General features: G+C 61.1%; 19 protein-coding genes and 2 tRNA genes. 16 read left to right on the forward strand and 5 right to left on the reverse strand.

The annotated features are described in order from the left end of the window. Positions 1-61 precede the first annotated feature (61 nt). Together orn and AB4P90_RS03455 are read left to right on the forward strand one after the other, a co-directional pair. On the forward strand, positions 62-604 hold the full coding sequence (gene orn / locus AB4P90_RS03450) for an oligoribonuclease (RefSeq protein ID WP_003171343.1): 543 nt from the start codon (positions 62-64) through the stop codon (positions 602-604). 182 nt (positions 605-786) lie between these two features. Then, entirely contained in the window at positions 787-1,404 is a 618-nt protein-coding gene (locus tag AB4P90_RS03455) for a trimeric intracellular cation channel family protein (RefSeq protein ID WP_169913170.1), read from the forward strand. On the opposite strand, the gene queG is transcribed toward AB4P90_RS03455, so the two are convergent. Next, positions 1,401-2,465 (reverse strand): tRNA epoxyqueuosine(34) reductase QueG, encoded by a 1,065-nt coding sequence (queG, locus tag AB4P90_RS03460; RefSeq protein ID WP_060767948.1) that lies wholly within the window; start codon positions 2,463-2,465, stop codon positions 1,401-1,403. The two genes, AB4P90_RS03455 and queG, sit on opposite strands and share 4 nt — an antisense overlap. Positions 2,466-2,528: 63 nt before the next feature. Between queG and AB4P90_RS03465 the strand changes: the two genes are divergently transcribed. The 12 genes from AB4P90_RS03465 to AB4P90_RS03520 all read left to right on the forward strand — a co-directional run bounded on the left by AB4P90_RS03465 (position 2,529) and on the right by AB4P90_RS03520 (position 16,877). Beyond that, a complete protein-coding gene (locus AB4P90_RS03465) occupies positions 2,529-3,389 on the forward strand; it encodes an NAD(P)H-hydrate dehydratase (protein ID WP_339232168.1) in 861 nt (286 codons plus the stop codon). Then, the gene (gene tsaE, locus AB4P90_RS03470; RefSeq protein WP_014716665.1) at positions 3,377-3,847 is read left to right on the forward strand and encodes a tRNA (adenosine(37)-N6)-threonylcarbamoyltransferase complex ATPase subunit type 1 TsaE; all 471 of its coding nucleotides are present in this window, start codon (positions 3,377-3,379) and stop codon (positions 3,845-3,847) included. The genes AB4P90_RS03465 and tsaE overlap by 13 nt, the downstream gene beginning before the upstream one ends. Positions 3,848-3,862: 15 nt before the next feature. Further along, on the forward strand, positions 3,863-5,284 hold the full coding sequence (locus tag AB4P90_RS03475; RefSeq protein WP_003188054.1) for an N-acetylmuramoyl-L-alanine amidase: 1,422 nt from the start codon (positions 3,863-3,865) through the stop codon (positions 5,282-5,284). Next, positions 5,284-7,200, forward strand: a complete 1,917-nt coding sequence (gene mutL / locus AB4P90_RS03480; RefSeq protein WP_395605664.1) for a DNA mismatch repair endonuclease MutL — start codon at positions 5,284-5,286, stop codon at positions 7,198-7,200. The genes AB4P90_RS03475 and mutL overlap by 1 nt, the downstream gene beginning before the upstream one ends. Beyond that, complete coding sequence (gene miaA, locus AB4P90_RS03485; protein ID WP_395605665.1) at positions 7,200-8,171, forward strand: tRNA (adenosine(37)-N6)-dimethylallyltransferase MiaA; 972 nt, start codon at positions 7,200-7,202, stop codon at positions 8,169-8,171. The genes mutL and miaA overlap by 1 nt, the downstream gene beginning before the upstream one ends. Positions 8,172-8,265: 94 nt before the next feature. After that, positions 8,266-8,526: an RNA chaperone Hfq gene (gene hfq, locus AB4P90_RS03490; protein ID WP_003188059.1), complete on the forward strand. Its 261-nt coding sequence runs from the start codon at positions 8,266-8,268 to the stop codon at positions 8,524-8,526. Between the two features lie 12 nt (positions 8,527-8,538). Then, entirely contained in the window at positions 8,539-9,840 is a 1,302-nt protein-coding gene (gene hflX / locus AB4P90_RS03495) for a ribosome rescue GTPase HflX (protein ID WP_003188061.1), read from the forward strand. 96 nt (positions 9,841-9,936) lie between these two features. Then, positions 9,937-11,112, forward strand: coding sequence for an FtsH protease activity modulator HflK (gene hflK, locus AB4P90_RS03500; RefSeq protein ID WP_003188062.1), 1,176 nt, complete (start codon positions 9,937-9,939; stop codon positions 11,110-11,112). After that, complete coding sequence (gene hflC, locus AB4P90_RS03505) at positions 11,112-11,978, forward strand: protease modulator HflC (protein WP_003188064.1); 867 nt, start codon at positions 11,112-11,114, stop codon at positions 11,976-11,978. The genes hflK and hflC overlap by 1 nt, the downstream gene beginning before the upstream one ends. Positions 11,979-12,271: 293 nt before the next feature. Then, the gene (locus tag AB4P90_RS03510; RefSeq protein ID WP_014716668.1) at positions 12,272-13,459 is read left to right on the forward strand and encodes an ATP phosphoribosyltransferase regulatory subunit; all 1,188 of its coding nucleotides are present in this window, start codon (positions 12,272-12,274) and stop codon (positions 13,457-13,459) included. A gap of 54 nt (positions 13,460-13,513) precedes the next feature. Beyond that, a complete protein-coding gene (locus tag AB4P90_RS03515) occupies positions 13,514-14,803 on the forward strand; it encodes an adenylosuccinate synthase (protein WP_014716669.1) in 1,290 nt (429 codons plus the stop codon). A 139-nt stretch (positions 14,804-14,942) separates the two neighbouring features. Then, positions 14,943-16,877, forward strand: a complete 1,935-nt coding sequence (locus AB4P90_RS03520) for a methyl-accepting chemotaxis protein (protein ID WP_014716670.1) — start codon at positions 14,943-14,945, stop codon at positions 16,875-16,877. 107 nt (positions 16,878-16,984) lie between these two features. On the opposite strand, the gene AB4P90_RS03525 is transcribed toward AB4P90_RS03520, so the two are convergent. From AB4P90_RS03525 to AB4P90_RS03540, 4 genes are all read right to left on the reverse strand, one after another. Beyond that, the gene (locus tag AB4P90_RS03525; protein WP_014716671.1) at positions 16,985-18,538 is read right to left on the reverse strand and encodes an iron ABC transporter permease; all 1,554 of its coding nucleotides are present in this window, start codon (positions 18,536-18,538) and stop codon (positions 16,985-16,987) included. Then, entirely contained in the window at positions 18,538-19,563 is a 1,026-nt protein-coding gene (locus AB4P90_RS03530) for an extracellular solute-binding protein (protein ID WP_014716672.1), read from the reverse strand. Before AB4P90_RS03530 ends, AB4P90_RS03525 begins: the two co-directional genes overlap by 1 nt. Positions 19,564-19,707: 144 nt before the next feature. Next, positions 19,708-19,794 (reverse strand) — tRNA-Leu (locus AB4P90_RS03535). Positions 19,795-19,948: 154 nt separating this feature from the next. Continuing rightward, positions 19,949-20,035: transfer RNA gene (locus tag AB4P90_RS03540), tRNA-Leu, on the reverse strand. Between the two features lie 224 nt (positions 20,036-20,259). Here AB4P90_RS03540 and rnr point away from each other — a divergent pair. Both rnr and rlmB read left to right on the forward strand, forming a co-directional pair. Then, positions 20,260-22,887 (forward strand): ribonuclease R, encoded by a 2,628-nt coding sequence (gene rnr, locus AB4P90_RS03545; RefSeq protein ID WP_014716673.1) that lies wholly within the window; start codon positions 20,260-20,262, stop codon positions 22,885-22,887. Beyond that, complete coding sequence (gene rlmB, locus AB4P90_RS03550; RefSeq protein WP_014716674.1) at positions 22,884-23,645, forward strand: 23S rRNA (guanosine(2251)-2'-O)-methyltransferase RlmB; 762 nt, start codon at positions 22,884-22,886, stop codon at positions 23,643-23,645. The genes rnr and rlmB overlap by 4 nt, the downstream gene beginning before the upstream one ends. Positions 23,646-23,726: the final 81 nt, after the last annotated feature.

Raw genomic sequence — 23,726 nt, forward strand, 5'->3', positions numbered from 1 at the left:
TCTAGCACGCCCCCGCCTGCTAAACTGCCCGGCTACGCCAAGGTGCCAAGAGAATCAAGCCATGCAAAACCCACAGAACCTGATTTGGATCGATCTGGAAATGACCGGTCTGAACCCCGACACCGACGTCATCATCGAGATGGCGACCATTGTCACCGACAGCAACCTCAACACCTTGGCCGAAGGCCCGGTGATCGCCATCCACCACAGCGACGCCGTACTCGCCACCATGGACGAGTGGAACACCCGCACCCACGGTAACTCCGGGCTGACCCAGCGCGTGCGCGACAGCCGCATCAGCATGGCCGAAGCCGAGGCCGAAACCATTGCCTTCCTGGAAAAATGGGTGCCCAAGGGCAAATCGCCGATCTGCGGCAACAGCATCTGCCAGGACCGTCGCTTCCTTTATACGCACATGAAGGGGCTGGAAAGTTACTTCCACTACCGCAACCTGGACGTGTCGACCTTGAAGGAACTGGCTGCGCGTTGGGCGCCGGAAGTCAAAGACAGCTTCCATAAAGGCAGCACGCACCTGGCGCTGGATGATATTCGCGAGTCGATTGCCGAGTTGCAGCATTACCGCAAGCATTTCATCAAGGCTTGATTCTGCGGCGCCAGTGAGTGCGCTATCGCAGGCAAGCCAGCTCCCACATTTGACTGCATTCGCAAATTCAAAGTGTGGGAGCTGGCTTGCCTGCGATACAGGCGACGCGGTTTATCGCCAAGCGCCCCCTTTTGGTGCCCTCGGCAAATGATTAGACTGCCGGCCTCTCTGTCAGGATCGCCATCATGTTGCTGATGCTCTACCTCGTCGCCATCACCGCCGAAGCCATGACTGGCGCCCTGTCCGCGGGGCGGCGTGGCATGGACTGGTTTGGCGTGGTGCTGATCGCTTGCGTGACAGCCCTGGGCGGCGGTTCGGTGCGCGATGTGTTGCTCGGCCACTACCCGCTGACCTGGGTCAAACACCCGGAGTACCTGGTGCTGACCTCCGTTGCGGCATTGGTGACGATCTTTATCGCGCCCTTGATGCGCCACCTGCGCTCGCTGTTCCTGGCGCTGGATGCGGTGGGGTTGGTGGCCTTCACCCTGATCGGCTGCATGACCGCCCTGGAAATGGGCCACGGTATGTTGGTGGCGTCGGTCAGCGGGGTCATCACCGGGGTATTCGGCGGCATCCTGCGGGATATCTTCTGTAACGACATCCCGCTGATCTTCCGCCGCGAGCTGTATGCCAGCGTGTCGTTCCTGGCTGCCTGGTTCTACTTGCTGTGCCTGTACCTGGAGCTGCCCAGCGAGCAAGCGATTCTGCTCACGCTGTTCAGTGGCTTCCTGTTACGCCTGCTGGCGATCCGGTTTCACTGGGAGATGCCCAAGTTCGTCTACAACGACGATGTGCACTAGCGCGCAGCGTGTTGCTCCAGCGCCCACTCCACGTGTTCGCGTACCAACTCCGACGGGTAGTCCCGCCGCGCCTTCAAGGCTTCCAGCACTGGAATGCTGGAGGGCGCATTGCCCAGGCCCACCGCCAGATTGCGTAACCAGCGCTCATAACCGGCACGGCGCAGGGGCGAGCCCTCGGTGCTGCTGAGGAATTTATCCTCGTCCCACATAAACAATTCGGCCAGTTCTGCGTTATTCAGATTGTGCCGTGGCTTGAAATCGCTTTCGGCGGTAGGTCGAGCGAAACGATTCCACGGGCAAACGATCTGACAGTCATCGCAGCCAAATACCCGGTTGCCGATCAGTGGGCGCAGATCTTCGGGGATGGCACTCTTGAGTTCGATGGTCAGGTACGAAATGCAGCGTCGCGCGTCCAGCACGTAAGGGCCAACGAAGGCGTTGGTGGGGCAGATGTCCAGGCACGCCGTGCAGCGGCCGCAGTGTTCTGTGGCGTGGGGTGGGTCTACCGGCAACGGTAGATCGACAAACAGTTCGCTCAGGAAGAAATAACTGCCGGCCTTGCGGTTGAGAACCAGGGTGTTTTTACCGATCCAGCCCAGGCCCGCTTGCTCGGCAATGGCTTTTTCCAGGACGGGCGCGCTGTCGACAAAGGCGCGAAAGCCGAACGGCCCGATCTGCGCCTGGATGCGGTCGGCCAGTTGCTGCACGCGCTTGCGGATCAGCTTGTGGTAGTCGCGGCCCAGGGCGTAGCGCGATATATAGGCTTTTTCCGGCTGGGCCAGTAGTTGCGCCATCTGGGTGTCGCCGGGCAGGTAGTCCATGCGCAGTGACACCACGCGCAAGGTGCCGGGCACCAGCTCGTCGGGGTGGGAGCGTTTGCTGCCGTGGGCGCCCATGTATTCCATCTCGCCGTGGTAACCCGCGTCGAGCCAGCGTTGCAGGTGCTGTTCATGCTCAGCCAGGTCGAGGCCGCTGATGCCGACTTGCTGAAAGCCCAGCTCGCGACCCCAGTCTTTGATCGATTGGGCGAGGGCGGGCAGATCGGAGGTAATAGCAGGCATGAGACACGGGAAACCACAGGTTAGATGCGTATAATTCTGCCAGACATCGGAGCTTGAAGACGCATGCCTCAGACAAAACACCCAATTACCGACGTTCAGCTGTTGTTGCCCGGCCATTTGCCGCAACTGGCTGCGCGTTCCCCGGACGCCCATAAGGGCCAATTCGGCCACCTGCTGGTCATCGGTGGTGACCGTGGCGTTGGCGGCGCGGCGTTGCTGAGCAGCGAAAGCGCCTTGCGCAGCGGCGCCGGCATGGTCTCGCTGGCGACGCGGCCGGAACACGTACCGGCCGCTCTGGCTCGGCTGCCGGAGGTCATGGCCGTCGGCGTGAGCTCGGCCAACCAGTTGATGGGCCTGCTGGAAAAAATTTCGGTGATCGTCATTGGCCCAGGCCTCGGCGATGCCGCCTGGGGCAAGAGCCTGTTGTCGGTCGCGGCCAATGCCAGCCAGCCGCAGGTGTGGGATGCCGATGCGCTCAATCAACTGGCCACTGGCAGCGTCGAGCTGCCGGCCAACTGTGTAATTACCCCTCATCCGGGCGAAGCTGCGCGTTTGTTGGGGCTATCGACAGCCGAGGTTCAGGCTGATCGCCTTAAGGTGGCGCGCGCGTTGAGCCAAAGATTCAATGCCGTGACTATCCTCAAGGGTGCTGGCAGTTTGATTGCCAGCCCGGATGGGCGTGTGTCGCGGTGTGATCAAGGCCACCCGGCGATGGCAACAGCTGGGCTCGGTGATGTTTTGGCCGGTCTGGTCGGGGCGCTATTGGCTCAGGGTATGCCCGCGTACGAAGCGAGCTGCCTGGCCGTGTGGTTGCACGCGACCGCCGGAGACCGCCAGGGCAGTTTTGGTCGCGGCTTGGCAGCCAGCGACCTGATGCCCGCCATTCGTCAATTGCTGGAGGAGCAGTCGCCGTGCCTGAAGTAATTCTTTTCCTGGCAGATGAAGAGGCTATGGTCGCGTTGGGTCAGCGTATTTCGCAGGTCACGCAAGGGGCCGGGTTGATCTTTCTCGAGGGCGATCTGGGCGCAGGCAAAACCACATTGTCCCGGGGGATTATTCGCGGCCTTGGCCATACCGGCGCGGTAAAAAGCCCGACCTTCACGTTGGTCGAGCCTTACGAGATCGGCGACGTGCGTGCTTTCCACTTCGACCTCTATCGCCTGGTCGATCCGGAAGAGTTGGAGTTCATGGGCATCCGTGATTACTTCGACGATGATGCGCTGTGCCTGATCGAGTGGCCAAATAAAGGCACAGGCTTTTTGCCAAAGCCGGACCTGACCATTACCATTACGCCGCATGAGCACGGACGTCAGCTGAAGTTGTTGCCCCAGAGCCCACGCGCTGAGTCGTGGTGTGCTGCTCTGGCATTGGAATTCAAATAATTGGTGGGGTTAGGTATGCGCTTTCGCGCGTTGGTTGCTGTCGTGGGGGTGTTGCTTGCGGCAATGACTGTCAATGCTCTGGCTGCTTCACAGGTGAAAAGTGTTCGCCTGTGGCGAGCGCCGGATAACACGCGACTGGTGTTCGACCTGTCTGGCCCGGTCCAGCACAGCGTCTTTACCTTGACGGCGCCTGATCGCCTGGTGATCGATATCAACGGTGCCAGCCTGGCCGCGCCGCTGAAAGTCTCCACCGCCAACACGCCCATTACCGCCATGCGCTCGGCCCAGCGTACGCCGACCGACCTGCGTGTGGTCATCGACCTGAAAAAGGCCGTGACCCCCAAAAGCTTCTCCCTGGCCCCCAACGCCCAGTACGGCAACCGCCTGGTGGTCGACCTGTTCGACAACCCCGCCGACGCCGCACCGCCGCCTGCGCCAACGCCGAGCGTGGCGACGGTGCCTGCGGTGCCGGTCAACCCTTCGCAACCCCAGGTCAAGCTGCCACCACCGCCGCCTGCCCCTGCAGGCAAGCGCGACATTATCGTGGTGATCGACGCCGGCCATGGTGGCGAAGACCCTGGGGCTTCCGGCTCCCGCGGCCAGCATGAGAAAGACGTGGTGCTCGCCATCGCCCGTGAACTGCAGCGCCAGGTCAATGGCATGAAAGGCTACCGCGCCGAGCTTACCCGTACCGGTGACTACTTCATTCCGTTGCGTGGCCGTACCGAAATTGCCCGTAAGAAGGGCGCTGACCTGTTCGTGTCCATTCACGCCGACGCCGCGCCTTCAACCGCTGCCTTTGGCGCCTCGGTATTTGCCCTGTCGGATCGCGGCGCTACCTCCGAGACTGCGCGCTGGCTGGCCGACAGTGAAAACCGTTCCGACTTGATCGGCGGGGCCGGCAACGTGTCCCTTGATGACAAGGACAAGATGCTCGCAGGCGTACTGCTCGACCTGTCGATGACTGCCTCGCTGACTTCCAGCCTCAACGTGGGCCAGAAAGTCCTGAGCAATATCGGCCGCGTGACGTCGCTGCATAAACAGCGTGTGGAACAAGCCGGGTTCATGGTGTTGAAGTCGCCGGACATCCCGTCGATCCTGGTGGAAACCGGGTTTATCTCCAACGCCAACGAAGCGTCGAAACTGGCCAGCGCCAGCCACCAGCAAGCGCTGGCGCGCTCGATCAGCGCCGGCGTGCGCCAGTTCTTCCAGCAGAACCCGCCGCCGGGCACCTATATCGCCTGGCTGCGCGACTCCGGCAAAATCGCCCAGGGCCCGCGTGACCATCGTGTGCAGCCCGGTGATACCGTTGCCATGCTGGCCGTGCGTTTCCAGGTCACGCCTGCAGCCTTGCGCAGCGCCAATAACCTGAAAACCGATGAGTTGAAGATCGGCCAGGTGTTGACCATCCCCGGCACCTCATTGGCGGCGCAGTGATGAGCGAATCCACCTTGAACAGCGGCTCGCGCATTGAATTGCTCAGCCCGCGCCTTGCCAACCAGATCGCTGCGGGTGAGGTGGTTGAGCGCCCGGCGTCGGTGATCAAGGAGTTGCTGGAAAACAGCATCGACTCGGGTGCCAAACGCATTGATGTCGATGTGGAGCAGGGCGGCGTCAAGCTGCTGCGGGTACGTGACGATGGCAGCGGCATCTCTTCGGATGACCTGCCCCTGGCCCTGGCCCGCCACGCCACCAGCAAGATCCGCGACTTGGAGGACCTGGAGCGGGTCATGAGCCTGGGCTTTCGTGGTGAGGCCCTCGCCTCCATCAGCTCCGTGGCCCGCCTGACCCTGACCTCCCGCACCCGCAGCGCCGAGCAAGCCTGGCAGGTGGAAACCGAAGGCCGCGACATGGCGCCTCGGGTCCAGCCGGCGGCGCACCCGGTGGGTACCTCAGTGGAAGTGCGCGACCTGTTTTTCAATACCCCGGCGCGGCGCAAATTCCTCAAAGCCGAGAAAACCGAATTCGATCACCTGCAAGAAGTCATCAAGCGCCTGGCCCTGGCCCGTTTCGACGTGGCCTTCCACCTGCGCCACAATGGCAAGACCATCCTCAGCCTGCACGAAGCCAACGACGACGCCGCCCGTGCTCGGCGGGTGGCGGCGGTGTGTGGCAGCGGGTTCCTGGAGCAGGCGCTGCCGATTGAGATCGAGCGCAATGGCCTGAGGCTGTGGGGCTGGGTCGGGTTGCCGACGTTCTCCCGCAGCCAGGCCGACTTGCAGTATTTCTTTGTGAACGGCCGGGCAGTACGCGACAAACTGGTGGCCCACGCGGTGCGCCAGGCTTATCGCGATGTGCTGTTCAACGGGCGCCACCCCACCTTTGTGCTGTTCTTTGAGGTTGACCCTTCGGTGGTCGACGTCAACGTGCACCCGACCAAACACGAGGTGCGCTTCCGTGACGGGCGCATGGTGCATGACTTCCTGTATGGCACGCTGCACCGTGCCCTGGGTGATGTGCGCCCGGATGATCAATTGTCGGCGCCGATCGTCACCGCGGTGGTGCGCCCGAGCGGTCCCGAGGCCGGTGAGTTCGGGCCGCAAGGTGAAATGAGCCTGGCGGCCAACCTGCTGCAATCGCCGCAGGCGCAGCCAGCCTACACGGCGCCGAATTCGGGTGCCGGTGCGGGTTATCAGTACCAATACACACCGCGCCCGCAATCGACGGCGCCGGTGGCCGAAGCCCAGGCGGCGTACCGTGAGTTTTTCGCGCCGTTGCCGGGTGCCGAGCCGGGTGCTGCTGTGGCGTTGCCCGAAGGCGGCGGTGATATTCCGCCGCTGGGCTATGCCCTGGCGCAGCTCAAAGGCATTTATATCCTCGCCGAAAACGCCCATGGCCTGGTGCTGGTGGACATGCACGCTGCCCATGAACGGATCATGTACGAGCGCCTGAAGATCGCCATGGCCAGCGAAGGCCTCAGCGGCCAGCCGCTGCTGGTGCCCGAATCCCTGGCGGTGAGCCAGCGTGAAGCCGACTGCGCAGAAGAACATTACAGTGTGTTCCAGAAGCTGGGCTTCGAACTGCAACGCCTGGGCCCGGAAACCCTGGCGATCCGCCAGATTCCCGCGCTGCTCAAGCAGGCCGAGGCCAACCGCCTGGTGGCCGACGTACTGGCAGACCTGATGGAGTACGGCACCAGTGACCGTATCCAGGCGCATATCAACGAATTGCTCGGCACCATGGCCTGCCACGGCGCCATCCGCGCCAACCGCCGCCTGGCCCTGCCGGAAATGAACGGCCTGCTGCGCGACATGGAAAACACCGAGCGCAGCGGCCAATGCAACCATGGCCGACCGACCTGGACCCAGATGGGCCTGGATGATCTGGACAAACTATTTTTGCGCGGCCGCTGATGAGTGCCTTGCCTCCCGCCATTTTCCTGATGGGCCCCACGGCCGCCGGCAAGACCGACCTGGCCATCGAGCTGACCAAGGTGCTGCCCTGCGAATTGATCAGCGTCGACTCTGCCCTGGTTTACCGGGACATGGATATCGGTACGGCCAAGCCGTCGAAGGCGCTGTTGGCCCAGTATCCGCACAAGTTGATCGACATCATCGATCCGACGCAGAGCTATTCGGCGGCGGATTTTCGCACCGACGCCCTGGCGGCCATGGCCGAGATCACCGCGCGCGGCAATATCCCGCTGCTGGTGGGCGGCACCATGCTCTACTACAAGGCGTTGCAGGAAGGCCTGGCCGATATGCCGCCTGCCGATACCCAGGTGCGCGCCGAACTTGAAGAAGAGGCTGCGCGCCTTGGCTGGCAGGCCCTTCATGATCAGTTGGCGGCGGTAGATCCGGTGTCTGCGGCACGTATTCACCCCAATGACCCCCAGCGGCTCACACGCGCCCTGGAAGTCTGGCGCGTCAGTGGCCAGACCATGACTGAACATCGGCTGAAACAAAGTGCGCAAAGTACTGATGCAGGCGCATCTGGACAGTCACAATTGCCCTATACTGTGGCGAATCTGGCCATCGCTCCGGCAGATCGTCAGGTGCTGCATGAACGAATTGCACAAAGATTCACAATTATGTTGGAACAGGGGTTTGTGGACGAGGTCGTAGCACTGCGTTCAAGAGGTGACCTGCATGCAGGGCTGCCTTCGATACGTGCTGTAGGCTACCGCCAAGTCTGGGATCATCTGGATGGCAAGCTGACGTCAGCCGAAATGCAGGAGCGCGGCATCATCGCCACGCGCCAGTTGGCGAAGCGCCAGTTCACCTGGCTGCGCAGCTGGAGCGATTTGCACTGGTTGGACAGCCTGGACAGCGACAATCTGTCACGCGCCTTGAAATACTTGGGAACGGTCTCCATATTGAGCTGAGTCCTTGCAATTGCCGTCTATCCTTGGGGGTGTGACGGCCATAAGCTATCTATTTTCCGATTTTTTATTATTGATCCTTAAAGGAGTGCGGCACATGTCAAAAGGGCATTCGCTACAAGACCCTTACTTGAATACTTTACGTAAAGAGAAAGTTGGGGTTTCCATCTATCTGGTCAACGGCATCAAGCTGCAAGGTACGATCGAGTCGTTCGACCAATTCGTTATCCTGCTGAAAAACACCGTCAGCCAGATGGTTTACAAGCACGCTATCTCGACAGTCGTTCCAGTTCGTCCAATCCGTCTGCCTAGCGCAGCCGGTGATGAACAGGGTGACGCTGAGCCAGGTAACGCCTGATAGGAGTCTCCTTTGTTCTTTGAGCGCCACGGTGGTGGTGAGCGAGTAATCCTCGTTCACTTGGATGGACAGGACCCTGAGGCGCGCGAAGATCCGCAGGAGTTTCAGGAGTTGGCAAATTCGGCCGGCGCCGAGACCGTTGCGTTTTTTAACGTACCGCGTCATCGGCCAACCGCCAAATACCTGATTGGCAGCGGCAAGGTCGAGGAACTGCGCGACCTGGTTCATGCCGAAGAAGCCGATCTGGTGATCTTCAATCACACCCTCACGCCCAGTCAGGAACGTAACCTCGAACGTGTTTTCGAGTGTCGCGTGATCGACCGTACCGGCCTGATTCTCGACATTTTCGCCCAGCGCGCCCGTACCCATGAAGGCAAGCTCCAGGTCGAACTGGCCCAGCTTGATCACATGAGCACCCGCCTGGTTCGCGGCTGGACTCACCTTGAGCGTCAGGGTGGCGGTATCGGCATGCGTGGCCCGGGTGAAACCCAGTTGGAAACCGACCGGCGTCTGCTGCGGGTTCGCCTGCGCCAGATCAAGGGCCGCCTGGAAAAAGTGCGCAGCCAGCGCGAGCAGTCGCGACGTGGCCGTTCCCGTGCGGATATCCCTACGGTTTCGTTGGTGGGCTACACCAACGCCGGCAAATCCACGCTGTTCAATAACGTGACCAAGTCGGATGTGTACGCGGCCGACCAACTGTTCGCCACCCTCGACCCGACCCTGCGGCGTCTGGACATCGACGACCTGGGGCCGATTGTGCTGGCCGATACCGTGGGTTTCATTCGTCACCTGCCCCACAAGCTCGTCGAGGCATTTCGGTCTACGCTCGAAGAGTCGAGCAATTCCGACTTGCTGTTGCACGTGATCGATGCGGCCGAACCGGATCGCATGTTGCAGATTGAACAGGTCATGGTGGTGCTGGGCGAGATTGGTGCCCAGGACTTGCCGATCCTCGAGGTCTATAACAAACTCGATTTGCTTGAAGGCGTTGAGCCACAGATCCAGCGCGACGAGAACGGCAAGCCCCAGCGGGTCTGGTTGTCGGCGCGAGATGGCAGTGGCTTGGAGTTGCTGGAACAAGCCATTGCCGAATTGCTCGGCAGCGATTTGTTCGTCGGCACCTTGCGCTTGCCGCAGCGTTTTGCTCGACTGCGTGCACAGTTTTTCGAGTTGGGCGCTGTACAGAAAGAAGAACACGACGAAGAAGGTGTCAGCTTGCTGGCCGTTCGATTGCCACGCTCGGAACTCAATCGGCTGGTCAGCCGAGAGGGTGTTGTACCGGCAGAGTTTATCGAACAACACACTTTGCAATAAAAGCCTGAGAAAGCGGTTGTGCCGCAGTAGCAGGCATTCTGTAGCATTGGTCGGCGCGCCGTGGGTGCGTCTTTGCTTTATCAGATGGAGAGCGCTATGGCTTGGAATGAGCCGGGTGGCAACTCGAATAATCAGGATCCTTGGGGTGGTAAGCGCCGCAATAACGGCGACCGCAAGGGGCCACCGGATCTCGACGAGGCCTTCCGAAAGCTGCAGGAAAGCCTGAATGGGTTGTTCGGTGGTGGAAAAAAACGTGGTGGTGACGACGGCGGTCGCACAAGCAAGGGCGGTGGCTATGGCCTGCTGGGCCTGGGTCTTGTCGTGCTCGCGGCCGTATGGCTGTACAGCGCGGTCTACGTGGTGGACGAGCAGGAGCAAGCCGTGGTGCTGCGCTTCGGCAAGTACTACGAGACTGTCGGGCCAGGCCTGAACATCTATTTCCCGCCGATCGACAAGAAGTACATGGAGAACGTGACGCGTGAGCGTGCGTACACCAAGCAGGGCCAGATGCTGACCGAAGACGAGAACATCGTCGAAGTGCCGCTGACCGTGCAGTACAAGATCAGCAACCTGCAAGACTTCGTGCTGAACGTTGATCAGCCGGAAATCAGCCTGCAACACGCAACCGAAAGTGCCCTGCGCCACGTGGTGGGTTCCACCGCCATGGATCAGGTGCTGACCGAAGGTCGTGAGTTGATGGCCAGCGAAATCAAGGAGCGTCTGCAACGGTTCCTCGATACCTATCGCACTGGTATTACCGTCACTCAGGTGAACGTACAGAGCGCAGCGGCACCGCGTGAAGTGCAGGAAGCCTTTGACGACGTGATCCGTGCCCGTGAAGACGAGCAGCGTTCGCGCAACCAGGCTGAAACCTATGCCAACGGCGTTGTGCCGGAAGCCCGTGGTCAGGCCCAGCGCATCCTTGAAGATGCCAACGGTTACCGCGATGAAGTGGTCTCCCGCGCCAAGGGTGAGGCAGATCGTTTCACCAAGCTGGTCGCCGAGTACCGCAAGGCTCCTGAAGTGACCCGCGAGCGTCTGTACCTGGACACCATGCAGGAAGTCTTCAGCAACACCAGCAAGGTTCTCGTGACCGGCAGCAAAGGTGGGCAGAACAACCTGCTGTACCTGCCGCTGGACAAGATGATCGAAGGTGGTCGTAGCGGCGCCAGTGCACCGTCCACCGGTTCGAATGCCGCTGCCAACGAAGCGAGTGCCCGTGCGGCCGCTGACTTGCTGCAACAGCAAACACGTACCAGGGAGAGCCGTTGATGAGCAATAAATCGCTGACCGCCCTGATTGTGGGCGTCGTCGTGGTCATCGCTGCCTGGAACTGCTTCTACATCGTCGCTCAGACCGAGCGTGCGGTGCTGCTGCAATTCGGTCGCGTGGTCCAGGCGGATGTCCAGCCGGGCCTGCATGTGAAAGTCCCCTACGTCAACCAGGTGCGCAAGTTCGACGCCCGCCTGATGACCCTGGATGCACCGACACAGCGCTTCCTGACCCTGGAAAAGAAAGCCGTGATGGTTGACGCCTACGCCAAGTGGCGCGTCAAGGATGCCGAGCGCTTCTACACCGCGACTTCCGGCCTCAAGCAGATTGCCGACGAGCGTTTGTCCCGTCGTCTGGAATCGGGGCTGCGTGACCAGTTTGGTAAGCGCACCCTGCACGAGGTGGTATCCGGTGAGCGTGATGCGCTGATGGCTGACATCACCCGTTCGCTGAACACCATGGCGGAAAAAGAGCTGGGTATTGAAGTGGTCGACGTTCGCGTCAAGGCCATTGACCTGCCCAAGGAAGTGAACCGCAGCGTGTTCGAGCGTATGAGCACCGAGCGTGAGCGTGAAGCGCGTGAGCACCGCGCCAAGGGTAACGAGTTGGCTGAAGGTATCCGTGCCGATGCCGACCGTCAGCGTCGTGTACTGCTGGCAGAAGCCTACCGTGAGTCTGAAGAGGCGCGTGGTGATGGCGATGCTCAAGCCGCGGCGATCTATGCCAAGGCCTACGGCCAGGACCAGGAGTTCTACGCGTTCTACCGTAGCCTGCGTGCCTACCGTGAAAGCTTCGCGAACAAAACCGACGTACTGGTGCTGGACCCAAGCAGCGACTTCTTCCGCTACCTGGAAAAGTCCAAGTAACCAGCCCGTGATTCTGTAAGGCGCACTCCGTCGGGCGGCTAAAATGCCTGGCGGGGTGATCCTTTCAGAAAACGGGTGTATGATGCGGCAGCCGGGAAATTCCCGGCTTTTTTGCGTCTGCATGTTTGATTCGGCAGGCGTGACAGGTTTTTCGAGGAAAGTGCCCGACGAGGCCGTTTGCAGGCCGTTCGTCACGTCGCTCTTGCGCGTGGTTTATGCAAGGGGCGGGTATTTTCTGCTTCACTCAAGGCTCGGCCGAGGGCTGGCCGCCCGGATCAAAGGGGAATGGCGTAATGGCAACGGTAGACCGCTGGCTGCTGCCAGATGGCATCGAAGAAGTACTGCCACCAGAAGCTGCGCGCATTGAAGTAGCGCGTCGCCAGGTGTTGGATCTGTTCCAGAGCTGGGGTTACGAGTTTGTCGTGACTCCCCATATCGAGTACCTGGAATCCCTGCTGACCGGCGCGGGCCAGGACCTGGATCTGCGCACCTTCAAGGTCATCGACCCGCAATCGGGCCGGCAAATGGGGTTCCGTGCCGACATCACGCCGCAAGTGGCGCGCATCGATGCGCACACCCTGCGTCGCGAAGGCCCGAGCCGCCTGTGCTACGCCGGCAGCGTACTGCATGCCCAGCCACGTGCGTTGTCGTCCTCCCGTAGCCCGATCCAGTTGGGCGCCGAGTTGTACGGCGATGCCAGCCCGAGCAGCGATGTTGAAGTGATCAGCCTGATGCTGGCCATGCTGCAACTGGCGGATGTGCCGGATGTGCACATGGACCTGGGCCACGTCGGTATCTACCGTGGCCTGGCGCGCGCTGCCGGGTTGTCCGGTGAAGTGGAGCAACAGTTGTTCGATGCCCTGCAGCGCAAGGCGATCGATGAAGTGATCGCCCTCACCGAGGGTGTGCCTGCTGAGCTGGCTGGCATGCTGCGCGCGCTGGTAGACCTGTGCGGCGGCCGTGAAGTGCTGGTGGCTGCGCGTGAGCGCCTGGCCAATGCGCCGGCACCGGTATTGGCGGCACTGGATGATGTGCTGGCGATTGCCGAGCGCTTGTCGGCACGGTTCCCGCAGCTGCCGCTGTATTTTGATCTGGGTGAATTGCGCGGCTACCACTACCACACCGGTGTGGTGTTCGCGGTGTTCGTTCCGGGTGTTGGCCAGGCCATCGCCCAAGGTGGTCGCTATGACGATATCGGCGCCGACTTCGGTCGTGCGCGTCCGGCCACTGGTTTTTCCACCGATCTGAAAACCCTGGTGACCCTGGGGCGTGCTGAGGTCGAGCTGCCGTCTGGTGGCATCTGGATGCCCGACAGTACGGACGCAGCGCTCTGGCAGCAGGTTTGCCAGTTACGCCGTGAGGGTCAGCGTGTAGTCCAGGCCTTGCCTGGGCAGCCATTGGCCGCCGCCCGTGAAGCGGACTGCGACCGGCAATTGATTCAGCAGAACGGGCTTTGGCAAGTATCGCCACTGGCTTCTTGAGTTTTCCTGCCGGCCATCGCCGGCACCAAGTTTGCGCGAATGAGGACAAGTGTTATGGGTAAGAATGTCGTAGTCCTGGGCACCCAATGGGGTGATGAGGGCAAAGGCAAGATCGTTGATCTGCTGACCGAACATGCTGCCGCCGTAGTGCGCTACCAAGGTGGCCACAACGCTGGCCACACCCTGGTCATCGATGGCGAAAAAACCGTCTTGCACCTGATCCCGTCGGGTGTCCTGCGCGAAGGCGTGCAGTGCCTGATCGGCAACGGCGTGGTGGTTGCACCTGACGCCCTGCTGCGCGAGATCACCAAGCTGGAAGAAAAAGGCGTACCGGTGCGCGAGCGCCTGCGTATCAGCCCGTCCTGCCCGCTGATCCTGTCCTTCCACGTTGCGCTGGACCAGGCCCGTGAAAAGGCGCGTGGCGAGCTGAAGATCGGCACCACCGGTCGCGGCATCGGCCCGGCCTACGAAGACAAGGTTGCACGTCGTGGCCTGCGTGTGGGCGACCTGCTCAACATGCCGCGCTTTGAAGACAAGCTGCGTGAACTGGTGGATTACCACAACTTCATGCTGGTCGGTTACTACAAAGAGCCAGCCATCGAGTTTGAAAAGACCCTGGCCGAGTGCAAGGAATACGCTGAGCTGCTCAAGCCGCTGATGCTGGACGTGACGGCCGAGCTGCACGACCTGCGTCGCGCTGGCAAGGACATCATGTTCGAAGGTGCCCAGGGTTCGTTGCTGGACATCGACCACGGTACCTACCCGTACGTGACCAGCTCCAACACTACTGCTGGCGGCGTTGCCACCGGCTCGGGCGTTGGCCCGATGTTCCTGGACTACATCCTGGGCATCACCAAGGCTTACACCACCCGTGTAGGTTCCGGTCCGTTCCCGACTGAGCTGTTCGACGACGTTGGCGCACACCTGGCCAAGCAAGGTCACGAATTCGGCGCCACCACTGGCCGTGCTCGTCGTTGCGGCTGGTTCGACGCCGTTATCCTGCGTCGCGCTATCGATGTGAACAGCATCTCGGGCATCTGCCTGACCAAGCTGGATGTACTCGACGGCCTGGAAGCCATCAACATCTGCGTCGGCTACAAAGACGCCCAAGGCAACGATGTTGCCCCGACTGACGCTGACAGCTACGTGGGCCTGCAGCCTGTGTACGAAGAAGTGCCAGGCTGGACCGAATCGACCGTGGGCGCCAAGACCCTGGAAGAACTGCCAGCCAACGCCCGCGCCTACATCAAGCGTGTGGAAGAGCTGATCGGTGCACCGATCGACATTATTTCGACCGGCCCGGACCGCAACGAGACCATCGTTCTGCGTCACCCGTTCGCGTAATAAGCTGTTGATGTAAAAAGCAAAGGGCTCCTTCGGGAGCCCTTTGTCGTTTCTGCCTGGCAAACGGCACGACCCTTGCTGTGTTTCCCTCTTTCGAGGTGCTATCAAATTAGTGGCACCCGTGGTGGAGGGATTTCCAGTGTCTGCCGTTCTCTCGTTGTTACAAAGCCGTCTGTTGCGGCCGGTGTTCGTTACCCTTGGTATCGCTCTTTTGGTGCAAGTGCTGGTGGCCGTCGCGCTGACGCGGAGCACGGTGACGGCGCTGGAAGCCGATTTGGGCAATCGTCTGGGCATAGATAGCCAGAAGTTGTCTGGTGAACTGGCCCAGGCTGGCAAGGAAGTCACGTCCAGCCTGGACAGCCTCTCCGCCAGCACGCGCCAGCGCCTCACAGCCGGGCTTTCCACGCGCTTGCAGGAAGAGCAAAAGCAGTTGCGTGCGACGCTGGAAAAAGACCTGCAGGACTCCGCCAATGACATGGCGCAACTGCTGGCCTCGGTCGCGCCCCGTGCCATGTGGGACAGTGACGTGCCGACCCTTTCTGAGTTTGCCCGCCGGGCCCAGCGCAACCCCAATGTGCTGTTTGTGGTGTATGACGACGCCGCAGGCGAGCACCTGACCCGATACCTGAACCGCGAAAACCCTATCAACCAGGCCCTGCTGGCAAAGGGCGCAGGGGAGCGTGCCCTGGACAAGGTGCTGGACGCGGCCAAGACAGACCCCTCCGTGTATTACGTCGAAGCCTCCATCAGCCCCAACGGCGTGGAAATCGGCAAGGTGCGCATGGGCGTGTCGACCGCGACGGTTGAAGCCGACCTGCAAGCCTTGGATAAGCGCTTTGCCGCGCTGATCGCCAGCGGTGATCAGCTGGTGGGTGACAGCCTCAAGGGAGCCGCTGCTGACAGCGCCAACGCCATGGGCGCCCGGCTGCAATCGGCGCAAGCCACTGCCACGCAAATGACGGCCAACACGGCCGCCGCTGTGCAAGACGCGGCGGGCACCCTGCGCTGGCGTATCGGCATGGGTCTGGCGCTGGTGGGGCTTGGGGTCTTGCTGCTGATCGCTATTGTGCTGGGCCGGCGCGTGGTCAATCGTCTGAAGCTGCTGATTGCCGCGATGGATGACCTGGCGGCCGGCGAAGGCGACCTCACCAAGCGCGTGCAGATCAACAGCAAGGATGAAATCGGTGATATGGCCTCGGCGGTCAATCGCTTTGTGGATAAGTTGCAGCCCATCGTGCGGGAGGCAGGCGACGTGGCCCAGCGTACTGGCGTGGAAATCGGCGCCATGACGTTGCGCAATGCTGGCGCCGATGCGGCGGCGGGCTTGCAGCGTGATGAAGTGGCCGAGAGTTTGCGCGCTTTGTCGCAAATGGCCGATGAGGCCCAGGCCGAAAGCCACGCCATGCAGGCGGCCCTGCAGCAGGTGGTGGATATTCGCCAGGCCACGGATGAAAACTCACGGACCTCGGCCGAAGTTGGCAGCTTGATCGAGGCGTTGGCGGGGCAGGTGCAGGCCGGTTCCCAGGTGATCGAACGGCTGGCGCAGCAAAGCGAACAAATTGAAGTGGTGTTGACCGTGATTCACGGTATCGCCGAGCAAACCAACCTGCTCGCTCTCAACGCGGCCATCGAAGCGGCACGGGCTGGCGAGACTGGGCGCGGCTTTGCGGTGGTGGCCGATGAAGTGCGTGCGCTGGCCAGCAAGACTCAAAGCTCCACTGGCGATATCCAGGCGCATATTGTTGCGTTGCAGCAGGGCGCGCGTGAGGCCGTAGAAACCATCGGCAAGGCGGGGCGCCAGGCCAGTGAGGGCTTGCTGGTGCTGCGCGATAGCGTGCGCTTGCAGCAGACGGTGCAGGCTTCTGTGGAGCAGGTGCATGCGGCGATTGGCCTGGCGACGCGCGCGGCCGAGCATCAAGCCCAGGGCGCGCATGCGGTGCGTGGGCGCGTCGAGGTGATTCATGCCCAGGCCGAGCGTGCGGCGCAAGCGGTGGTGGAGACGACGGCCAGTGGCAAGGTGTTGGATGGGTTGGCGGCGCAGTTGAAGGCGAGTTTGGGGCAGTTCAGGGCGTGAGGTTGTCTGGACTGGCCTCATCGCAGGCAAGCCAGCTCCCACATTCAACTGCATTCCAAAGTTGGAACTCGGTCACTGTGGGGGCTGGCTTGCCTGCGATAGCTGTTTCAGCGACTCAGATACATCCGAGTCGTGAGCAGATACACCGGCAACCCCGACACCACTATCAACAACGCCGCATACGGCGCCGCCGCCGCAAATTCCACATTCGAGGTATGTGCCCAGACGGCCGTCGCCAAGGTATTCAACCCGGTCGGGCTGAGCAGCAACGTCGCCGTCAATTCCTTCATCGCATCCAGGAATACCAAGGCAAACGCCGCCCCCAGCGCCGGAAAGATGATTGGCAACGTCACCCGGCAAAACGCACTGAAGGACGATGCGCCTAACGTGCGCGCAGCCTCTTCCAGCTGTGGCGCCGCCTTGTTCAGTGCTGTACGAATCGGCGCCTGTGCCAACGGCAAAAACAGCAGCGCATAAGCAATCAGCAATAACGCAGAGGTCTGGTACAGCGCGGGGATGTAATGCAGGGCGAAATACACCAGGGTCAGCGCAATCACCAGGCCGGGCAGGGCATGCAGTAGATACGGCAAGCGTTCGGCCCAGATTGCCAACTGTCCTTTGTAGCGCACCACCAGCAGCCCAACCGGCACTGCCAGTACCAGGCACAGTGCGGCGCCGCCCAGGGAGAGCGCCAGGGATGACAGCAGCGCCTCGCTGATCTCGGCCATCGGAAACGCCGCTGACGAACCGACGGCCAACCAATAGCCGAGCATGCCCAGCGGGATGCCGCTGCCGATGATCGCCAATGCCAGGCAATACACCTGGCCCAATGGCGCCCACTTGCCGAGTCGAACCTGCTCGGCGTGCCGCGCCGCGCCCTGGCCAATGCGCACATGCCGGCCTTTGCCGCGTGCGCGCAGCTCCAGCCACAGCAGGGTCAGGCACATCACCAGCAGCACTGCCGAGAGCATTGCCGCATTGGCATTGCTGAATTCCAGTTCGAACTGCTGGTAGATCGCGGTGGTGAAGGTCTGCAACCCGATAATCGACAGCGCGCCGAATTCCACCAGCATGTGCAGTGCGATCAATAGTGAGCCGGCCAGCAGCGATGGCCACAGCAGCGGGAGTGTGATGCGAAAGAACACGCCCCAGCGGTTGAGCCCCAGCGTGCGGGCCGATTCTTCCAGGGAGGGGTCTAGATTGCGCAGTGTTGCCGCCACCGGCAAAAACACCAGCGGGTATTTGGACAGGCTCATCACCAGGATCGCGCCACCGAGCCCCTCGAACTGAGCGCTCAGCGACACCCAGGTAAAGCTGCTGACAAACGCCGGCACCGCAAACGGCAGGCACAGGATCACGCCCCAGATGCGCCGTCCTGGCAGGTTGCTGCGTTCCAGTAGCCAGGCCAGGGACAGGCCGATCACGCCGCAGGTCAGGGTCACGCCGACCATCAATGCCAGCGTGTTGCGCAGCAGCCCGAACACATAAGGTCGCCACAGTAGATGCACCGCCTCCGTCCAGCCCGCCTGCCAGGCTTTGAGCCCGACATAGGCGAGCGGCAACAGGCTCAGGCCAACCAGCAATAGCACAGGCAGCAGCAGCCAGATTGACGGGCGTTTGCGACGGGGGGTGAACCCCGTGACGGAAAGCGATGGGTTCATCAGTTCAGGCCAACGTCACGTTCCAGCTCCAGGGCTTCTTCGGCGTTACCCAGGTCTGCGGGGGTGACCTTTGGTGGCTGCAGCTCGCTAAATGGCTTGAGGCCGCGGTTCGATTCCATGCCCTTGCGCAGCGGGTACTCGGCCGACGTGTTGGTGATCACGCGCTGGCCCTCTTCGCTGGCCATGAATGCCAGCAATTGCTGAGCTTCTTTGGGATGCTTGCTGGATTTGAGTGCGGCAGCGGAGGACACGGTGATCAGGCCGCCAGCATCACCATCGGTGAAGTAATGCAGCTGGGAGTCCAGGTTGGTTTTTTCCTTTTTCAGGGCGAACCAGTAGTAGTTGTTTACCAGCACGGTAGCCACTTCGCCGTTTTCCACGGCCTTGAGGGCGACCATATTGTTGCTGTACACCTTGCCGAAGGCGCGCAGGCCGGTCAGCCATTCTTCCGCGGCTTCGCGACCGTGCAGCTTGATGATTGCCACGGCTTGTTCCTGGAACGCGCCGCTGGTGGGCACGAAACCGACCTTGCCTTGCCATTCGGGGCCGGCGAAATCCAGTACCGACTTGGGCAAGTCTTTTTCCGCAATCAATTTGGGGTTGAAGGCTACGACGCGGGTGCGTGCGGTCACGCCCATCCAGTCGCCGTTTTTACCCACGTAATCCTTGGGCAGCACATTGAGGGTGCTGGCATCGATTTTTGCCAACAGGCCTTGCTCGCCGAGTTTGTTCAGGGGCGGTGATTCTTCGGTGTAGATGACGTCGGCAGGGGAGCGCTCACCTTCTTCGACGACTTGGCTGGCCAACTGGTTGCTGCTGCCTTTGCGCACGTTGACGTGGATGCCGGTCTTGGCTTCGAAGGCCTTGGCGAGTTCATCGCCGACTTCTTTGTGTTGGCCGTTGTATAAGGTCAGGGAGACCTTGTCGGCAGAATGGGCGGCGGGCGAGAGCAGGGTCAGGCTGAGTAGGGTGAGGGTCAGGCCGCGCAGAAGGGATGTCTTGAGTCGGTTGTCACGGATCATCATCCGAAGTGTTCCTCGCTTATATGCAACAAATCATTGCAAGGATAAACGATAAATCTTCTCAAGTGCGGATGACGGGGAAATCACTGGGGAAGTTTTCAAACCCCGGAAACGAAAAAACCCGCTTTCGCGGGTTTGATCTGAATTTGGTGCCCAGGAGAAGACTCGAACTTCCACGACCTTGCGATCACCAGCACCTGAAGCTGGCGTGTCTACCAATTTCACCACCTGGGCATTATCTAACAACGTTGCCGCTGTTGATGGGGCGAACTATACGGCGGGGTTTTTAATCTGTAAACCCCTGATTCGAAAAATATAAATCAATTTTTCCGTTAAAAATCAAAGGCCTGAAACGAAAAAACCCGCTTTCGCGGGTTTGATCTGAATTTGGTGCCCAGGAGAAGACTCGAACTTCCACGACCTTGCGATCACCAGCACCTGAAGCTGGCGTGTCTACCAATTTCACCACCTGGGCAGCATCAACAACGTTGCCGTCGTCGATGGCGCGCACTATACGGAGCGATATTTGAGCTGTAAACCCCTGCCATGAAAAAAGCCTGGAAAATTTCACCAGCGGTCGTGCAAGGTGCGTGGCGGGGGTCGTAAAGGTCTTTTAAACGCTTGTTGATACCTGAAATTTCCCGTTTCAATACGCGTATGCCAAACTAACCCACATATAGACAAGGTGAAAACTCTCTAATGGCCGATTGGCAGTCCCTCGATCCCGAGGCCGCTCGTGAAGCGGAAAAATATGAAAACCCTATTCCTAGCCGCGAACTGATCCTGGCGCACCTCGCCGATCGTGGTTCGCCTGCTAGCCGCGAGCAGTTGGTCGAAGAATTCGGTCTGACCACCGAAGACCAGCTCGAAGCCCTGCGCCGCCGTTTGCGTGCGATGGAGCGCGATGCTCAATTGATCTACACCCGTCGTGGCACTTACGCGCCGGTAGACAAGCTCGACCTGATCCTGGGCCGCATTGCCGGCCACCGCGACGGCTTCGGCTTCCTGATACCGGACGATGGCAGCGACGACCTGTTCATGAGCCCGGCGCAAATGCGTCTGGTGTTCGATGGCGACCGTGCCCTGGCGCGGGTTTCTGGCCTCGACCGCCGTGGTCGTCGTGAAGGCGTGATCGTCGAAGTGGTGTCCCGTGCCCACGAATCTATCGTCGGCCGTTACTTTGAAGAAGGCGGCATCGGCTTCGTTGTGCCGGATAACCCCAAGGTCCAGCAGGAAGTGCTGATCACCCCGGGCCGCAATGGCGCCGCCAAGGTCGGCCAGTTCGTCGAGGTGAAAATCACCCACTGGCCTACTGCGCGCTTCCAGCCCCAGGGCGATATCGTGGAGGTGGTCGGCAACTATATGGCGCCGGGCATGGAAATCGACGTTGCCTTGCGCACCTACGATATTCCTCACGTCTGGCCTGATGCCGTGCTCAAGGAAGCCGCCAAGCTCAAGCCGGAAGTCGAAGAGAAAGACAAAGAAAAACGTATCGACCTGCGCCATCTGCCGTTCGTCACTATTGACGGCGAAGATGCCCGCGACTTCGACGATGCGGTCTACTGCGAAGCCAAGCCTGGCAAGCTGCGCCTGTTCTCCGGCGGTTGGAAGTTGTACGTCGCGATTGCCGACGTCTCCAGTTACGTGAAGATCGGTTCGGCCCTGGATAACGAGGCTCAGGTGCGCGGCAACTCCGTGTACTTCCCAGAGCGCGTGATTCCGATGCTGCCTGAGCAGCTGTCCAACGGCCTGTGCTCCCTGAATCCGAAAGTCGACCGTTTGGCCATGGTGTGCGAGATGACCATCTCCAAAACCGGCGAAATGACCGACTACCAGTTCTACGAAGCGGTGATCCACTCCCAGGCGCGTCTGACCTACAACAAGGTCAGCACCATCCTGGAAACGCCGAAGACCAGCGAAGCCAAGGCCCTGCGTACCGAGTACGCTGGCGTGGTGCCGCACCTCAAGCAGCTTTACTCGTTGTACAAGGTGTTGCTGGGTGCCCGTCATACCCGTGGCGCGATCGATTTCGAAACCCAGGAAACCCGGATTGTCTTCGGCTCCGAGCGCAAGATTGCGGCGATCACCCCGACCACCCGTAACGACGCGCACAAGCTGATCGAGGAGTGCATGCTGGCGGCCAACGTGGCCACTGCCGAGTTCCTCAAGAAGCACGAAATTCCTGCGTTGTACCGTGTGCACGACGGCCCGCCGCCGGAGCGCCTGGAAAAACTTCGCGCCTTCCTCGGCGAACTCGGCCTGTCCCTGCACAAAGGCAAGGATGGTCCTACGCCTAAGGATTACCAGGCCCTGCTGGCCAGCATCAAGGACCGTCCGGATTACCACGTGATCCAGACCGTGATGCTGCGATCCCTGAGCCAGGCGGTGTACAGCGCCGATAACCAGGGCCACTTCGGCCTGAATTACGAGGCGTACACCCACTTCACTTCGCCGATTCGCCGCTACCCGGACTTGCTCACGCACCGGGCGATCCGCAGCGTGATCCATTCCAAGCAGAACACCCCGCACGTCAAGCGCGCCGGTGCCATGACCATTCCGAAAGCACGGATCTATCCGTACGACGAAGCGGCCCTGGAACAGCTGGGTGAGCAGTGCTCCATGAGCGAGCGCCGCGCCGACGAAGCCACCCGCGACGTGGTGAACTGGCTCAAGTGCGAGTTCATGAAGGATCGCGTGGGCGAATCGTTCCCGGGTGTGATCACCGCCGTGACCGGCTTTGGCCTGTTCGTCGAGCTGACCGACATCTACGTCGAGGGCCTGGTGCACGTCACCGCCTTGCCGGGTGATTACTACCACTTCGATCCTGTGCATCACCGCCTGGCGGGCGAGCGCACCGGTCGCAGCTTCCGTCTGGGCGATACCGTTGAAGTGCAGGTCATGCGTGTCGACCTCGACGAGCGCAAGATCGACTTCGGCATGCCTGACAAGCCGGCAGAGCCTGCGGGTCGTAAAAAACGTGGTGAAACCACAGCGCCTGCGTCCAAAGGCAAAGCGACCACTGCAAAAACCACGGCCGAGCCTGCACCTGCCAAGGCCGGTCGTCGTTCTTCCGCCAAGGACAAGGCCCCTGAAGCCTACCGCCCAAGCGACGCTGCGGCGAAAAACGCCGAGCTGCGCAAGAGCCGCGAGTTGAAGCAGCAGTTGCTCAACGAAGCCAAAAGCGGTGGTAAAGCGGCGTCTGGGGGAAAGTCTCACGGGGCGGAAAAGCCGTCGAGCAAGCCAAGTAAACACCGTAAAGGCCCGCCAAAAGCGGGTTCGGCTCCCGCAAAAAGCGGCGGGTCGCGCAAACCTAAGGCCAAGTCATGAGTCTGGAAAAAATCTACGGCGTGCACGCCGTAGAAGCACTGCTGCGTCACCATCCCAAGCGCGTCAAGCAGGTGTGGTTGGCCGAAGGTCGCAGCGAGCCGCGCGTACAGGCGCTGGTCGAGTTGGCTACGCAGAATAAGGTTGCCATCGGCCAGGCCGAGCGTCGTGAAATGGACGTGTGGGTCGAAGGCGTTCACCAAGGTGTGGTGGCTGACGTCAGTCCGAGCCAGGTGTGGGGCGAGGCGATGCTCGACGAGCTGCTCGACCGTACCGAAGGTGCGCCGTTGCTCTTGGTGCTGGACGGCGTGACCGACCCGCACAACCTCGGCGCCTGCCTGCGTTCGGCGGATGCTGCCGGTGCGCTGGCGGTGATCGTGCCCAAGGACAAGTCCGCGACCCTGACGCCGGTGGTGCGCAAGGTCGCCTGCGGTGCGGCGGAAGTGATTCCGCTGGTGGCCGTGACCAACCTTGCGCGTACCCTGGAGAAGCTCCAGCAGCGCGGCCTGTGGATCGTGGGCACGGCGGGGGAGGCTGAGGTCAGCATTTATGACCAAGACCTTACCGGCCCTACCATCCTGATCATGGGCGCCGAAGGCAAAGGCATGCGCCGGTTGACCCGTGAGCATTGCGATTACCTGGTGCACCTGCCGATGGCTGGTAGCGTCAGCAGCCTCAATGTGTCGGTTGCGACGGGTGTTTGCCTGTTTGAAGCCCAGCGTCAGCGTGGTGCGAAAGCCAAGGCCAAGCCCAAGAAGTGATCAAAATGTGGGAGCGGGCTTGCCCGCGATGACGGAGTGTCAGTCAGCAGAGATGTTGCCGGTGCCATGGTCATCGCAGGC

Origin of the sequence: Pseudomonas sp. B16120, from assembly GCF_044218845.1 — a bacterium.
GTDB lineage: Bacteria > Pseudomonadota > Gammaproteobacteria > Pseudomonadales > Pseudomonadaceae > Aquipseudomonas > Aquipseudomonas paracarnis.

Bases quoted from the DNA above. Each gene is read 5' to 3' on its own strand.
- mutL (WP_395605664.1), top strand. From the start codon at position 5,284: ATGAGCGAATCCACCTTGAACAGCGGCTCGCGCATTGAATTGCTCAGC.
- AB4P90_RS03465 (WP_339232168.1), top strand. From the start codon at position 2,529: ATGCCTCAGACAAAACACCCAATTACCGACGTTCAGCTGTTGTTGCCC.
- rlmB (WP_014716674.1), top strand. From the start codon at position 22,884: ATGAGTCTGGAAAAAATCTACGGCGTGCACGCCGTAGAAGCACTGCTG.
- AB4P90_RS03510 (WP_014716668.1), top strand. From the start codon at position 12,272: ATGGCAACGGTAGACCGCTGGCTGCTGCCAGATGGCATCGAAGAAGTA.
- AB4P90_RS03475 (WP_003188054.1), top strand. From the start codon at position 3,863: ATGCGCTTTCGCGCGTTGGTTGCTGTCGTGGGGGTGTTGCTTGCGGCA.
- hflK (WP_003188062.1), top strand. From the start codon at position 9,937: ATGGCTTGGAATGAGCCGGGTGGCAACTCGAATAATCAGGATCCTTGG.
- AB4P90_RS03525 (WP_014716671.1), bottom strand. From the start codon at position 18,538: ATGAACCCATCGCTTTCCGTCACGGGGTTCACCCCCCGTCGCAAACGC.
- orn (WP_003171343.1), top strand. From the start codon at position 62: ATGCAAAACCCACAGAACCTGATTTGGATCGATCTGGAAATGACCGGT.
- AB4P90_RS03515 (WP_014716669.1), top strand. From the start codon at position 13,514: ATGGGTAAGAATGTCGTAGTCCTGGGCACCCAATGGGGTGATGAGGGC.
- queG (WP_060767948.1), bottom strand. From the start codon at position 2,465: ATGCCTGCTATTACCTCCGATCTGCCCGCCCTCGCCCAATCGATCAAA.
- miaA (WP_395605665.1), top strand. From the start codon at position 7,200: ATGAGTGCCTTGCCTCCCGCCATTTTCCTGATGGGCCCCACGGCCGCC.
- hflC (WP_003188064.1), top strand. From the start codon at position 11,112: ATGAGCAATAAATCGCTGACCGCCCTGATTGTGGGCGTCGTCGTGGTC.
- hfq (WP_003188059.1), top strand. From the start codon at position 8,266: ATGTCAAAAGGGCATTCGCTACAAGACCCTTACTTGAATACTTTACGT.
- rnr (WP_014716673.1), top strand. From the start codon at position 20,260: ATGGCCGATTGGCAGTCCCTCGATCCCGAGGCCGCTCGTGAAGCGGAA.
- AB4P90_RS03530 (WP_014716672.1), bottom strand. From the start codon at position 19,563: ATGATGATCCGTGACAACCGACTCAAGACATCCCTTCTGCGCGGCCTG.